The sequence below is a fragment of the uncultured Flavobacterium sp. genome (assembly GCF_937967675.1).
Classification (GTDB): Bacteria; Bacteroidota; Bacteroidia; order Flavobacteriales; family Flavobacteriaceae; genus Flavobacterium.
Map to the genome: position 1 here is coordinate 1 of NZ_CALBSN010000054.1, position 14302 is coordinate 14302.

Genomic DNA, 14302 nt, shown 5'->3' on the forward strand with positions numbered 1-14302 from the left:
AACTAATCATGGGAGGTATTTTATCATACTTATTAATCAAACTTACTGGTGTTGACCGAGAAGTTATTGAGAAATGGTTATATGTAATCGTTGGTTTAACATTCCTTTCTGGTTTATTAGGAACAGGTCACCATTACTACTACATCGGAGTAAATAAAATTTGGTTAATCGTTGGAGGAATTTTCTCTGCATTAGAACCATTAGCGTTCTTAGCAATGGCATTATTCGCAGTATATATGTACCGAAAAGGAGAAAAATCGCATCCAAATAAAATTGCGTTATTCTGGACTATCGGAGCTTCTATTGTATCTTTCATTGGAGCTGGATTGTTAGGATTTGCTCACACTTTACCACAAACCAACATTTATACACACGGAACTTTAGTAACAGCCATGCACGGTCACTATGCATTCTGGGGCGCTTACGCGATGATTGTTTTAGCGATTATTAGTTATGCTTTACCAAACATTACCGGAAGAAAATTATACGACAGTACAAGAGGTCACATGGCATTTTGGTTGTCAAATATCGGAATGTTAGGAATGACAGTAGCTTTTGGTGTAGCAGGTGTTGCCCAAGTATATATGGAACGTAAAATGAAAATGGATTTCATGGATGTTCAAAACGAAATCAGTATTCACTTTGTGGTATTATTGCTTTGTGCCACATTATTTACAACCGGAATTACCTTATACATTTTAGAGTTTATCAAATACGGTAAACCAACAGATGAAGCTCTTGTAAAAGAATAGTTATTAATTATTTAGGTTAGAATTATACAATTAATAACCAGCCGAGACCAATTGCCCAGAGTTGTCGCTGCCAGCATTTGGTTTCGGTTTTTTCAAAAATAAATTGCCATGATAGTAGCAGAAAAAGTCATATTTTATAAAGCAGTAGGTTCAGAAATTGAAATTTTCAATCAAATTAATCAATTGCGATTGCCTTTATTATTAAAAGGTCCAACAGGCTCTGGAAAGTCCCGTTTTATCGAATATATGGCGAATGAAGTTAACAAAACATTAGTCACCGTAAGTTGTCACGAAGAAACTTCAGCAACTGATTTAATTGGACGTTTCATCATCAAAGGAGCCGAAACCATTTGGATTGACGGACCTTTATCCATAGCTGTAAAAAACGGATATATTTTATATTTAGATGAGGTTGCCGAAGCACGTCCAGATGTCATCGTAGCCATTCACTCTTTAACCGATCATAGAAGAGAACTTTTTATTGATAAATTAGGAGAAACCATCAAAGCGCATCCCGATTTTCTTTTGGTAGCTTCGTTTAATCCTGGATATCAAAAAGGATTCAAAGAATTGAAACCATCTACTCGTCAACGATTTGTAGCACTTTCATTCGATTATCCAAATCCAAAAATTGAAGCCGAAATTTTAATTAATGAAACCGGAATTCAAGCCGATATCGCTCAAAAGTTAGTCGCAATCGGAACAAAAATTAGAAATCTTACCGAATTAGGCCTAACCGAAACCGTTTCCACCCGATTATTAGTGGACGCTGCCAAATTGATCCATAACGGATTACCAAAACGATTAGCAGTCCACGTTGCCGTTGTGGAACCTTTAACAGACGAGCAAGAAACCATTCAAGCCTTAAACGATTTGTGTGATTTAATGATTTAAAGATTTGAGTTATGGGCTTAGAATTAGACGAAATTATCTATAAAAAAGTACTCAAGTACTTTAAAAATAAACGACTCAATGATGCCGAAATTCTGAGCCGTCAAATCAACTTATCTGATATTAAACCACGATTGACTCTTTTTGCGAGAGCGATTTGTGGTGCGCCAATCGATATTTTTCCAGCCGAACGCGAAGGCGGTTACAAAAACAAAAACTTCTTTCTTCCAATAAATTGTTCGCTGTTCCCAACAAAAGAAGAAAATCTGAAATTCTATTTTTTCAGAACAGTGTATTTGAGTATTCAGAAACAACTGAATTTCAATTGGGATAATCAAGACAATTCACCAGAACTTTCTTTGGAAAAAGCTACTGAAACCGCACCATTGGTTTTAGAAAAAATGTTTCAGGATTATCCATCTATGCAAGAGTTTTATTTTGATGCGGTGCCAAAATTACCCGTTAATAAAAAAGATCAATCCATTGATTACTCTTGGTTGTATGGAAAATGGATGAAAAACACACCTGAAATTAAAGATGAAAATGTATTGCAAAATTTCGATGACAATACTAAGAAAATAAAAAATAATGTCGTAGCCGAAACTACGCTTCATGCGAAAGCTGTTGAAGAAATAGAATCACTTACTATCGACAAAAAACAACAAGAAGATTATGTCTTAATGCACAGTTTCGAGAAAATTGAAACCGCAGAAGAATTCAACGGAAATTGGCGCGATTTTGATGGAAAAGACGATTTAAAAGACCATCAAGAAGCCTTGGAAGAAATGAACATGCGATTCACCGTGCGCGTGGATGATATGGTGCATTCTGTATATCAAGCGGATTTTGTTGAAAATACTTCCATTGCAGAAAGTGCTGAAGTTGATGAAAAAGGTTTCCATTTAAAATACAGCGAGTGGGATTTTAAAAAACGAAATTACTTAACAGATTTCTGTAAAGTGTATCCGAAAATCCAACTCAAAACTCACGCGACTTACTATAAAAATACGATGGCGAAGTACAAAACCACTTTAAATGGTTTACGAAAAATGCTTACCAGCGTGAATAATAAAATGCAACAACAACGAAGACAATTACAAGGTGACGCTTTCGATTTAGATGCGTTAACCGATTTATATACTGATATTCATTCTGGAAAATCGCCAGACGAACGTATTTATTTGTCTCAAAGAAAGAAAAACAAAGACCTTGCCATTTTAGTTTTGTTAGACATTAGTCTTTCAAGCGATGGTTATGCCGCAGGAAATCGCGTGATTGATGTAGAAAAAGAAGTTTCCATCTTATTTGGAGAAATTCTGCACGAGTTCGACATCGATTTTGCAATTGACGGATTTTATTCCAAAACCAGAAATTTCACGACTTATCTCACTTTGAAAGATTTCAACGAAAGTTGGAACAAAGCCAAACATAAAATAGGAGCCGTCGAACCTAATGGCTACACCCGAATTGGTCCCGCTTTACGTCATGCTGGCGCAAGAATGGTTCAATTGGATGCCAAAAACAAATGGATTATTGTGCTTTCCGATGGAAAACCAAACGATTACGATAAATACGAAGGGCAACATGGCATTCAAGACATTAAACAAGCGCTGCGAGAATTGAATGAACGAAAAATCAATTCGTATGCTTTAGCTATTGAAGCGCAAGCCAAATATTATTTACCGCAAATGTTCGGTCAAAATCATTATCAAATATTAACGTCTCCTGAAGCCTTACTAAAATCATTGGTAAAACTTTATGAGAAAATCAAACATCAATAAAATGGCAACATCAGAAACACATACAAACGTGATTGAAGGACATCCCATTCATACTTATTTCGTAGAAACCGATTTGATTCATCAGTTATTGGAAGAATTGAATGCCATCAATCCAAAAGAAGAATTTCAAAAATTTTACAATGTATTCAATCATTTAGCAACCGTTGAACGACGTTTTGAACGAAAAGAAAATCAATTATTTCCGTTTTTAGAACAAAAAGGTTGGACAGGACCTTCTCGCAATATGTGGTCGTTTCACGATACGATTAGAGAAATGTTTCGCATTGTTAGAAAAAATTTGGAAGACCAAGATTTTACTTCAGCCAAACACAATACCAATTTAATCTCTCAAAATTTATATCGATTACTTGAAGTAGAAGAAAACGTGTTGTTTCCAAATGCTTTAGAAATGCTATCCGATGAAGATTGGATTAAAATGCGAAAAGGAGAAGATGAAATTGGTTGGATGTTATCAGAAGCACCACCAAAATTTCCAAAAGAATCCGAATACATTCATCCTTCTCAAGATACAGCACGCAGAACCGATGTGGTTTTCAACGAAAATGCAGCACATTACGATGAAGGCTTCATGACAATTGAACAAGTAAATCTACTTTTCAAAACCTTACCTATCGATTTAACTTATGTTGATGAAAACGATAAAGTAATTTTCTACAATCGAGGTGAAGAACGCGTGTTTCCAAGAAGTGCCGGAATTATTGGTAGAGAAGTTCGTTTTTGTCATCCGCCAAAAAGTGTGGATACCGTTTTACAAATTTTAGAAGCATTTAGGAAAGGCGAACAAAACGAAGCATCTTTTTGGATTAACTACAAAGAACGCCTGATTTACATTCGTTATTTCGCAGTTCGTGATGCTCAAAAAAGATATAAAGGCGTAATCGAAATGTCGCAAGATATTACTGATATCAAACAAATTAATGGCGAAAAGCGATTATTAGAATGGAATAATTAATTTAGAAAGTTATGAGAATTATAGGTACGATTTTATTCAGCATTTTTATCATTATTATTTTTTCTTGTGAAACAACAGAGCATCATCATGTTCCAAAAACAGCAAATGAAGCTTTGAAAGAATTAATGGCAGGAAACAAACGCTACATAAATAATGCACCTATACATCATGATTTTATTGATGAAGCGCACCATTCTGAAAAAGACCAACATCCGCACACTTTTGTATTGTCTTGTATCGATTCTCGTGTACCACCTGAAATTATTTTTGATCAGGGAATTGGAAATTTATTTGTTGCTCGTGTAGCTGGAAATATCGAAGACGACAATATTTTAGGAAGCATGGAATATGCTGTTCAAGTAAAAGGAACCAAATTATTGGTGGTATTAGGACATTCCAATTGTGGTGCGGTTCAAGGAGCAATTGATAATGTGAATTTGGGACATCTAACCCAATTAACCAATCAAATAAAAGTAGCTTTTAGTCACCACAGAACGTATCCATTACCCGAACATTTATCAGATGAAACAGGTCGGTTGAACGTTCTTTCCACCATAGATCACATTCTCTCTTCGAGCAAAATTATTAGAGATTTGGTCCATCAGAAAAAAATAAAAATAGTAGGAACATTTTACGATTTACACACTGGTAAAGTCGAATTATTACAATCATGAACCATACAAAATCAATATACTATCCGCCTGGAGGCATTTTAATTTGGATCATCATTTATTTGGAACTCATCACATTCGGAATGGCAATTTTAGCCTTAGCCTATTACGGTTCGGAAGAGCGAGATTTGTTTCACAGCAGTAGCTTAAAATTGAATAAAACAATAGGAACGATAAATACAATTCTATTGTTAACCAGCGGTTTTTTCGTAGCCAAAGGGATTCATTTTTTTAAAGCTACTAATATCAAAAAGACATTGTTTTATTTCAATTGTGCAATGCTTGGAGGTTTTGGGTTTTTAGTTTTAAAATCATTCGAATATTACGAAAAATTACAAGCAGGATTGCACATGGATTACAATTCGTTTTTTAGATTTTATTGGTTATTAACGGGTTTTCATTTTATACATGTTTTAGTGGGATTGGTAATTTTATTAGTAATTACATTTTCCATCAAGAAAAAACAAACCGAAGCATCCTTTGAAGACATCGAAGCAAGCGCCAGTTTTTGGCACATGTGCGATTTAATTTGGTTGCTTTTATTCCCAGTACTTTATTTACTTTTTTAAATGTAAGATCATGAAAGACACTATTTCTTCTACGTTTATTTTATTGTTAGCACTGACTGTAATTGCTGCTTTTTTAGCATTAAATGTAAGTGCAGAAATTATGGCAACGACGGTTGTGACTTTAGCTTTAATTAAGTTTTGGTTAGTAGCTTTTCAGTTTATGGAATTAAAAAAAGCGCATCCTTTTTGGAAATATTTGATATTAGGTTTTGGTGGTTTAATGGGAATTATTTTAGTGATTTTACTTTAAATTTTTCCAATTTTCAAAGCATGATAATAATCATATATTAATCTGAAGGATTGTATTTTATTTGTCACTATTTATTTTGTTAAGAAATAAATAGAATGCAAAAATTAACCAAGAAAACAATATGACTTTACAAAAAAACGTACACACTTTTCACATTCCTGTTATGGGATTGGCGTTCACTATTGATAGTCCAGTGCGAGTGGCTCAATATGGAATCGATTCTGTAATTTCGATTATGGATGACGATTTGATTGAAAAAATGACTGCTTTTTATGCTGAAAAATTTAAGCAACCTTATGAAGAAATCTCGCAAAAAGTAGAAGATTTTAGAACCAAAAGAATCACCAATTATTTGAATTTACTCGATACAATTGTTACTCAAAAATTCGAAAGTTTCAAATCGGAATTGATTGAAAAAAGAACACAATTAGAAGATTTTATCTCCATTTTGCCAACAACTTCCGAATTGAAAATCAAATTAGAACATTTAATTGATTCAGGAAAAAACAATATGATGGAATTAAAATCGATTCTTGACCATCATTTTGCAGCAGGAAGCATCGATGTGAATATCATGACGAAAATCGACAAAGATAATTTTAATGATGACGAACAATTACCAGTAATGTACAACGATGCGCATGCAGCTTTAAGGGGTTTTGTAAACAGTACCACAAATTCATCCGTAGTTTTTTCTGCTGGAATGAATCCAAGATTGTACAGTTACATGGAAACTTTCGATGCTTTTTATCCCAATGCAAACGGACAATTTCAGAAGAAAATCATTTTGAAAGTGAGTGATTTTCGCTCGGCGATGATTCAAGGAAATTTTCTAGCTAAAAAAGGACTTTGGGTTTCCGAATATCGAATTGAATCAGGTTTAAATTGCGGCGGACACGCGTTCGCAACAGATGGTTTTTTATTAGGTCCAATTCTAGAAGAATTCAAAAAAAAGAAAGGCGAGTTGATTCAATCGGCCTATTCGCTATTTACAAATGCTTTAGCATCAAAAAATAAAATAGTTCCAAACGAACCTCCTGTTTTAAAAATCACTGTGCAAGGTGGAGTAGGAACAGCAGAAGAACATCAGTTTTTATTAGACCATTATCAAGTAGATGCTGTGGGTTGGGGTTCACCGTTTCTTTTGGTTCCAGAAGCTACTTCAGTTGATGCTGAAACTAGAAAATTATTGGCTGATGCTAAAGAAAAAGATTTGTATTTGAGTAATATTTCACCGCTTGGAGTTCCGTTCAACACAATTAAAGGAATGACGAATGATTTCTTTAAAAGCCAACGCATCGCTTCGGGAAAAGCAGGAAGTTCTTGCCCAAAGAAATATTTAGCTTTAAGTAAAGAATACAAAAAAGAAGGAACTTGTACCGCATCTAAAAAACACCAAGACAAGAAATTGGAAGAATTAGAAGCAAAACGCAATAGTATTTCGTTCGAAAATTACACGAAAGAATACAATTCAATCACAGAAAAATCATGTTTGTGTGTGGGATTAGCAAATGCAAGTTATATCGAATTAGGAATTCCAATCAAAGGTCAAGCGCAAGGTGTTGTGATTTGTCCTGGTCCAAACATGGCTTATTTTTCTAAAGAATTTTCATTGAAAGAGATGATTCAGCACATTTACGGCAAGAAAGAAATCGAAAATCATACCGATAGACCTAATATGTTTGTGAAAGAATTAGGTTTATATGTTTCGTATTTGTCAAATCAAATAAATGAAGTTTTCGAAATTACGCCCCAACAAATTAAAAAATGGGAAACATTTAAAACGAATCTTTTAAATGGAATTGAGTATTACAAATCAATTTTTCAAGAAAAGAATTCAAAAATTCAAAACGATATTTTACAATTGGAATTACAATTAAATAAATTAGAATTTAATACAATTTCTGTTTAAAAGATAATTGCTTAATAATGAGGGTTATGTAGTTTTCATAAGTAGTTTTTTGCAAAAGGCTGTTTTCAATTTTTGGAAACAGCTTTTTTTTGTTCAACAATTGTTAATAATAAAGATAAAAATATCCTTTTTTATGATTGTAATCATACTTTTAAAGCGCTCAATTTCAGAAATTTGTAGTAATAATTTTAATATTAAAATATCATGAACAAATCAATTTTACTTGTTTTATCTCTTGCTTTAGCTGTAGCATGTGGTAAAAAAGAAGCATCTGCTGAAGACAATTATCAGCCAGGTGGAGGTGAAGCAACAACAGAAGCTGCTGATCCAGCATCGTATGATCCAAAACGTGGTGAAGGAAAATTTGACACTGTTGAATTAGGAGCTACTTTAGACCAAGCTATGGCAAAAAAAGGTGAAGAAGTTGCAGGTGTAAAATGTGCATCATGTCACAAAACAACAGATGAAAAATTAGTTGGACCAGGTTGGAAAGGGGTTACAGAAAGAAGAACACCTCAATGGATTATGAATTTTATTACTAATCCAGATCCAATGATTGACAAAGATCCTGAGGTGCAAGCGCAATTGGAAATTTGTTTGGTTCGTATGCCTAATCAAGGTGTTTCTGATGATGAAGCTAGAGGAATTCTAGAGTATATGCGTAAAAATGACGGTGTGAAATAAACGTAAAAGGGTATTGTGTTAAGTGAAAGTAATACGATACCTTAATTTAACTACATATATCATGAAAAATAAATTTGTACAGGCAGTTTTAGTAATTGCCCTAGGAAGTGCTTTGGTGACTTCCTGTAAACCAAAAAGCTCAGGAGATGCTGTAAGTGGCGATGCTGCTGAGAAGGCGTATGTTGCACCAGGAAAATACGATGAGTTTTACAATTTCGTTTCAGGTGGTTTTAGTGGACAATTAAGTGTTTACGGATTACCAAGCGGACGTTTATTCCGAGTTATTCCCGTATTTTCGGTTGACCCAGAAAAGGGTTGGGGATACAGCGAAGAAACAAAACCAATGTTAAATACCTCTCACGGATTTGTGCCTTGGGACGATTTACACCACACCGAAATGTCTCAAACTAACGGTGAAGTTGACGGTCGTTGGGTTTTTGGGAATGCTAACAATACACCGCGTATTGCTAGAATTGATTTAAAAACATTCAAAACGGCCGAAATTATTGAACTTCCAAACAGTGGAGGTAATCACTCTTCTCCATTCATTACAGAAAATACAGAATATGTGGTAGCGGGTACTCGTTTTAGTGTTCCTGCCGATTATTCTAATGGAGACGTTCCAATCAACACTTATAAAGAAAATTACAAAGGACACATCAGTTTTGTAAGCGTGGATAAAAAATCAGGAGAAATGGATTTGGCTTTCCAAATTGTAACTCCAGGTGTAAACTTCGACCTTTCGCATGCTGGTAAAGGAAAATCGCACGGATGGTTCTTCTTCTCGTGCTACAACACAGAACAAGCCAACACATTGTTAGAAGTAAATGCTTCTCAAAAAGATAAAGACTTTATCATGGCAGTGAACTGGAAAAAAGCGGAAGAATATATCAAAGCTGGAAAAGGTAAAAAACAAAAAGTGAAATATGCACACAACACTTGGGATGAGCATACGCACTCTGCAAAATCTACTATGAAAGATGAAGTATTGGTTTTAGATGCTTCTGAATTAAAAGATATTTGTTATATGATTCCTTGTCCAAAATCGCCTCACGGATGTGATGTCGATCCAACAGGTGAATTTATCGTAGGTTCTGGTAAATTAGCAGCTTTAATTCCTGTTTTTAGTTTTGATAAATTACAATCAGCTATCAAAGGGAAAAAATTTGAAGGCGACTATGGAGGAATACCAGTTGTGAAATATGAAGCAGCTTTACATGGTGAAGTTCAAAAACCAGGTTTAGGTCCATTACACACCGAATTTGACGGAAAAGGAAATGCCTATACGACTTTCTTCGTTTCTTCTGAAGTAGTGAAATGGGATATTAAAACCTTAAAAGTTTTAGACCGTGTTCCAACGTATTATTCTGTAGGTCACTTATGTATTCCTGGTGGTGATAGTAAAAAACCATTTGGTAAATACTTAATTGCTTACAACAAAATTACAAAAGACCGTTATTTACCAACAGGTCCTGAATTAGCACAATCAGCACAAATATTTGATATTAGTGGCGATAAAATGAAGCTAATTTTAGATTTCCCAACCATTGGAGAGCCGCATTATGCACAAGCAGCTCCGGCAGATTTAATTCGAAACAATGGGCAGTTGAAATTCTATAAATTAGATGATAACAAGCATCCTTATGCTGCAAAAGGCGAAAAAGAAGCCAAAGTGGTTAGAGAAGGAAACAAAGTGCATGTGTACATGACCTCTATCCGATCTCACTTTGCTCCTGATAATATTGAAGGTGTTTTCCTTGGTGATGAAGTATATTTCCACGTAACCAACTTAGAACAAGATTGGGATGTACCACACGGATTCGCTATCAAAGGTGCTAACAATGGTGAATTGTTAATCATGCCTGGAGAAACTACAACATTAAAATGGGTTCCAGATAGAGTAGGAACGTTCCCATTCTACTGTACCGACTTCTGTAGTGCATTACACCAAGAAATGCAAGGATACATTAGAGTATCTCCAAAAGGTTCAAATGTTCCATTACAATTTAGTTTAGGAACAAACGTACCAGCAACAAAATAAATTTTTAACAAAAGGGGCAAAGTAACTTTTGTCCCTTTTTTAAACTCAATTGTATGGAAACTACAAAACTTGCTTTAGTTTCAAAAATCTTTTTATTTATCATCGCAGGATTGTTTATAGGTTCTTTATTTGTGCCTATGTGGCAAATCGATTTAGATGCGCCGCAATATCCTGAAGGATTAGTTTTAAAATTACATGCTAATAAAATTGGTGGTGATGTAGAAATCATAAATGGTTTAAATCATTACATCGGAATGGCAACTTTACATACCGAGAATTTTATCGAATTCAAAATTTTGCCTTATATTGTTGGTGCTTTTTCATTAATTTCTATTCTGTTAATATTTATCAATAACAGAAAATTTGTTTTAGCATTTTTCGCAACATTTGTGCTTTTCGTTATCTTAGCGGGACTAGATTTTTACCGCTGGAATTACGAATACGGACACAATTTAGATCCGAATGCTGCTATTAAAGTACCAGGAATGGCCTATCAACCCCCATTAATTGGATACAAACAATTATTGAATTTTGGAGCTTATTCGATTCCAGATATCGGAGGATGGATGTTAATTGGTGCAGGTGTAATGCTATTTTATATTGTATTTAAAGAATTCAACTTATTCAAAAGAAAACAAACTATTTAGTTATGAAAAAGATTGTACTTTTATTTTCGTCGCTTTTTATGATTGCTTGCGTTTCTAACGAACCAAAACCTATCAAATTAAATGTAGATACTTGCGAATTCTGCAAAATGACCATTTCAAACGGAAAATTTGGAGCTGAATTATTAACCAAAAAAGGACGCTACTACAAATTTGATGATTTGTCTTGCATGTTGTTATACGCAAAAGAAAATACGAATGTTCAAGTGCAATCTTTCTTTGTTAACGATTACGCAAAAGACAATACTTTAATTCCAGCCGAGCAAAGTTTTTACTTGCGCGGAGGTTCGATAAATTCTCCTATGCGAGGCAATTTTGCAGCATTTGCATCTGATAAAGACCAAGACAATTTTCAAAAACAACTTGATGCCAAAATGGTAACTTGGGAACAAGTTTTCACAATGTATTAATGAAAAAAATTAGTTTCATAGTATTCCTATTGTTTTTTTCAATTGGGAAAGCGGCTACTATTCAGGTAGGTGCTAACTTTCCAGTAAAGAAAATCAAGCAAGCCCTTGCATTAGCAAAAGATGGTGATACGATTCTTGTACATTCGGGCATTTATAAAGAGGGAACGATTTTAATCAATAAAAAGATTTATTTTATTGGTAAGAACTTCCCTGTTTTAGATGGCCAACATAAAAAAGAAGTATTGTCTATCAACGCCAATGATGTGGTAGTAAAAGGATTCAAAGTAATTAATTCAGGTCACGCTGCTTTAAATGATCCTTGTGGAATTCGCGTTTATGATAAAAATGATGTCACAATTCAAGGGAACATTCTCGATAACAATTTCTTTGGAATTTACCTTCAAAACAGTACAAATTGTATCGTTAAGAATAATATAATTAAAGCTTACGGTAAAGCTGAACAGTTAATTGGAAATGGAATTCACTGTTGGAAAAGTTCAAATTTACAAATCATCGGAAATAAAATCACAGGTCATCGCGATGGCATTTATTTTGAATTTGTAACCCAATCGGTTATTTGGAGAAATATCTCTAACAATAACGTTCGTTACGGATTACATTTTATGTTTTCTAATGATGATGCTTACATAACCAATGTTTTCAAGAACAATGGAGCAGGAGTAGCTGTTATGTTTACCAAAAACGTGAAAATGTTTAATAATTATTTTGAGGAAAATTGGGGCGATTCGGCTTACGGATTGTTACTAAAAGAAATCTCCGATAGTTACATTTTTAATAATCGTTTTGCTCGAAATACCTCGGGAATCTACATGGAAGGAACATCTCGAATCAAAGTTGAAAAAAATAGTTTCGAATCGAATGGTTGGGGCATGAAAATCCAAGCGAGTTGCATGGAAAACGAAATCATAAATAATAATTTCTTGAAAAACACTTTCGATATTAGTACCAATGGAAGTTTGGTTTTAAATACGTTCAATGCGAATTATTGGGACAAATACGAAGGCTACGATTTGGACAAAGATGGAATGGGAGATGTTCCGTATCATCCGCTGAGTTTATTCGCGGTGTTAACTGAAAACACGCCTTCCGCCATGCTGTTATATCGGAGTTTTATGATTACGCTGTTAGATAAATCTGAAAAAGTATTACCCAGTATAACACCTGATAATTTTGTAGATAATAAGCCTTTAATGAAGTCACTGCCGCTATGATTGAGATAAAAGAATTGCAGAAAAAGTTTGGAAAATTTGAAGTTTTAAAGAACATCAATCTTTCTTGTAAAAAAGGAGAATGTATCGCTTTAATTGGTCCGAATGGTTGTGGAAAAACCACTTTGATAAAGTCGGTTTTGGGAATGGTTTTACCCGATTCGGGTACGATTCATTTTAATGGAAATTCCGTTTTAGGTGAGTATTTGTATCGCGAAAAAATTGGATACATGCCACAAATTGGACGATATCCCGATAACATGACAATTGGTCAAATTATCGAAATGATAAAAAAGATTCGAAATTCAGCAGATGATTTGGATGAAGATTTGCTACACGCTTTCGAATTAGAAAAAATGTTCGACAAGCAAATGCGCACTTTATCTGGTGGAACAACTCAAAAAGTAAGTGCTGTCCTAGCTTTTCTTTTTAATCCAGATGTGTTGATCTTAGACGAACCTACCGCTGGTTTAGATCCTTTAGCAGCTGAGGTTTTGAAAGAAAAAATCATCAAAGAGAAAGAAAAAGGAAAATTGATTTTGATTACGTCGCATTTACTAAGTGAATTGGATGATTTAATTACCGAAATCATTTTTATGCAAGAAGGGAAAGTACATTTTCATCAAAAAGTAGAAGAATTAAAAACGACTACTGGCGAAGAAAAAATTTCAAAAGCGATTGCCAAAATTTTAAAGAACAAACAAAATGAACCGAATCATTAAAATAATATTATCTGACATTATCCGAAACAAAATTGTTTTGGCTTACACGTTGATTTTGTCTATTTTATCTTGGAGTTCTTTTGCATTGGAAGACAATTCAGCAAAAGGATTACTAACGATTTTGAATGTGATTTTATTCACAGTTCCGTTGGTTTCCATTTTATTCGCTACAATTTATTTGTACAATAGTGCTGAATTTATAGAACTTTTACTAAGTCAACCCATCAAAAGAAGAAAGATTTGGTTGAGTTTATTTTTTGGATTATCAACGGCGATGGTTTTTGCGTTTTTTATAGGTGCAGGAATTCCATTGCTAATCAATTCGCCTGATAGTATTGGTTTTATGATGTTACTCAACGGTTGTTTGATTTCCATAATATTTGTTGCATTGGCATTTTTGAGTTCGATTTTAACCCGAGATAAAGCAAAAGGAATTGGTTTAGCCATAATGATTTGGTTGTATTTCGCACTATTATTCGACGGAATGGTTTTGTTTTTGCTCTTCCAATTAGCCGAATATCCTATCGAAAACATGATGGTTGGTATCACCGCTTTTAGTCCAATAGACTTAGCTCGAATTCAAATTCTTTTGCATTTAGATGTTTCTGCCATGATGGGATATACGGGAGCAATTTTTAAAGATTTCTTTGGAACTTCGGTTGGATTGGTAGTCTCATTTGTTTTGTTGAGTTTGTGGGCGATAATTCCGTTTTTCATTTCGATGCGAAAATTCAACAAGAAAGATTTGTAAT

At 34.1% G+C, this 14302-nt stretch carries 15 protein-coding genes; all 15 read left to right on the forward strand.

Annotated elements, in window-relative coordinates; genetic code table 11:
• Positions 1–752: cbb3-type cytochrome c oxidase subunit I (locus Q0075_RS03445; RefSeq protein ID WP_297868294.1), on the forward strand; the 752-nt coding region annotated here is incomplete at its 5' end.
• Positions 753–860: 108 nt separating this feature from the next.
• Positions 861–1646 (forward strand): CbbQ/NirQ/NorQ/GpvN family protein, encoded by a 786-nt coding sequence (locus Q0075_RS03450; RefSeq protein WP_297868295.1) that lies wholly within the window; start codon positions 861–863, stop codon positions 1644–1646.
• 11 nt (positions 1647–1657) lie between these two features.
• Positions 1658–3424 carry a VWA domain-containing protein gene (locus Q0075_RS03455; protein WP_297868296.1) on the forward strand — a complete coding sequence of 589 codons (1767 nt, stop codon included), beginning with the start codon at positions 1658–1660 and terminating at the stop codon, positions 3422–3424.
• On the forward strand, positions 3402–4397 hold the full coding sequence (locus Q0075_RS03460) for a PAS domain-containing protein (protein WP_297868297.1): 996 nt from the start codon (positions 3402–3404) through the stop codon (positions 4395–4397). Before Q0075_RS03455 ends, Q0075_RS03460 begins: the two co-directional genes overlap by 23 nt.
• A gap of 11 nt (positions 4398–4408) precedes the next feature.
• A complete protein-coding gene (locus tag Q0075_RS03465; protein WP_297868298.1) occupies positions 4409–5071 on the forward strand; it encodes a carbonic anhydrase in 663 nt (220 codons plus the stop codon).
• A complete protein-coding gene (locus tag Q0075_RS03470) occupies positions 5068–5637 on the forward strand; it encodes a cytochrome c oxidase subunit 3 (protein WP_297868299.1) in 570 nt (189 codons plus the stop codon). Before Q0075_RS03465 ends, Q0075_RS03470 begins: the two co-directional genes overlap by 4 nt.
• Before the next feature lie 10 nt (positions 5638–5647).
• The gene (locus Q0075_RS03475) at positions 5648–5887 is read left to right on the forward strand and encodes a cytochrome C oxidase subunit IV family protein (RefSeq protein ID WP_297868300.1); all 240 of its coding nucleotides are present in this window, start codon (positions 5648–5650) and stop codon (positions 5885–5887) included.
• Positions 5888–6008: 121 nt separating this feature from the next.
• Positions 6009–7799, forward strand: a complete 1791-nt coding sequence (locus Q0075_RS03480; protein WP_297868301.1) for a hypothetical protein — start codon at positions 6009–6011, stop codon at positions 7797–7799.
• A gap of 204 nt (positions 7800–8003) precedes the next feature.
• Complete coding sequence (locus tag Q0075_RS03485) at positions 8004–8483, forward strand: c-type cytochrome (protein WP_297868302.1); 480 nt, start codon at positions 8004–8006, stop codon at positions 8481–8483.
• 61 nt (positions 8484–8544) lie between these two features.
• On the forward strand, positions 8545–10524 hold the full coding sequence (gene nosZ, locus Q0075_RS03490; protein WP_297868303.1) for a Sec-dependent nitrous-oxide reductase: 1980 nt from the start codon (positions 8545–8547) through the stop codon (positions 10522–10524).
• Between the two features lie 53 nt (positions 10525–10577).
• Positions 10578–11171, forward strand: coding sequence for a hypothetical protein (locus Q0075_RS03495; RefSeq protein ID WP_297868304.1), 594 nt, complete (start codon positions 10578–10580; stop codon positions 11169–11171).
• Positions 11172–11173: 2 nt separating this feature from the next.
• A complete protein-coding gene (locus Q0075_RS03500) occupies positions 11174–11599 on the forward strand; it encodes a nitrous oxide reductase accessory protein NosL (protein WP_297868305.1) in 426 nt (141 codons plus the stop codon).
• Positions 11599–12831 (forward strand): nitrous oxide reductase family maturation protein NosD, encoded by a 1233-nt coding sequence (locus tag Q0075_RS03505; protein WP_297868306.1) that lies wholly within the window; start codon positions 11599–11601, stop codon positions 12829–12831. The genes Q0075_RS03500 and Q0075_RS03505 overlap by 1 nt, the downstream gene beginning before the upstream one ends.
• Positions 12828–13550, forward strand: coding sequence for an ABC transporter ATP-binding protein (locus tag Q0075_RS03510; RefSeq protein ID WP_297868307.1), 723 nt, complete (start codon positions 12828–12830; stop codon positions 13548–13550). The genes Q0075_RS03505 and Q0075_RS03510 overlap by 4 nt, the downstream gene beginning before the upstream one ends.
• A complete protein-coding gene (locus Q0075_RS03515) occupies positions 13534–14301 on the forward strand; it encodes an ABC transporter permease subunit (protein WP_297868308.1) in 768 nt (255 codons plus the stop codon). The genes Q0075_RS03510 and Q0075_RS03515 overlap by 17 nt, the downstream gene beginning before the upstream one ends.
• Position 14302: the final 1 nt, after the last annotated feature.

Coding starts and splice junctions, on each gene's coding strand:
- Q0075_RS03475 (WP_297868300.1), top strand. CDS start 5,648: ATGAAAGACACTATTTCTTCTACGTTTATTTTATTGTTAGCACTGACT.
- Q0075_RS03505 (WP_297868306.1), top strand. CDS start 11,599: ATGAAAAAAATTAGTTTCATAGTATTCCTATTGTTTTTTTCAATTGGG.
- Q0075_RS03460 (WP_297868297.1), top strand. CDS start 3,402: ATGAGAAAATCAAACATCAATAAAATGGCAACATCAGAAACACATACA.
- Q0075_RS03480 (WP_297868301.1), top strand. CDS start 6,009: ATGACTTTACAAAAAAACGTACACACTTTTCACATTCCTGTTATGGGA.
- Q0075_RS03510 (WP_297868307.1), top strand. CDS start 12,828: ATGATTGAGATAAAAGAATTGCAGAAAAAGTTTGGAAAATTTGAAGTT.
- Q0075_RS03455 (WP_297868296.1), top strand. CDS start 1,658: ATGGGCTTAGAATTAGACGAAATTATCTATAAAAAAGTACTCAAGTAC.
- nosZ (WP_297868303.1), top strand. CDS start 8,545: ATGAAAAATAAATTTGTACAGGCAGTTTTAGTAATTGCCCTAGGAAGT.
- Q0075_RS03500 (WP_297868305.1), top strand. CDS start 11,174: ATGAAAAAGATTGTACTTTTATTTTCGTCGCTTTTTATGATTGCTTGC.
- Q0075_RS03470 (WP_297868299.1), top strand. CDS start 5,068: ATGAACCATACAAAATCAATATACTATCCGCCTGGAGGCATTTTAATT.
- Q0075_RS03450 (WP_297868295.1), top strand. CDS start 861: ATGATAGTAGCAGAAAAAGTCATATTTTATAAAGCAGTAGGTTCAGAA.
- Q0075_RS03515 (WP_297868308.1), top strand. CDS start 13,534: ATGAACCGAATCATTAAAATAATATTATCTGACATTATCCGAAACAAA.
- Q0075_RS03485 (WP_297868302.1), top strand. CDS start 8,004: ATGAACAAATCAATTTTACTTGTTTTATCTCTTGCTTTAGCTGTAGCA.
- Q0075_RS03495 (WP_297868304.1), top strand. CDS start 10,578: ATGGAAACTACAAAACTTGCTTTAGTTTCAAAAATCTTTTTATTTATC.
- Q0075_RS03465 (WP_297868298.1), top strand. CDS start 4,409: ATGAGAATTATAGGTACGATTTTATTCAGCATTTTTATCATTATTATT.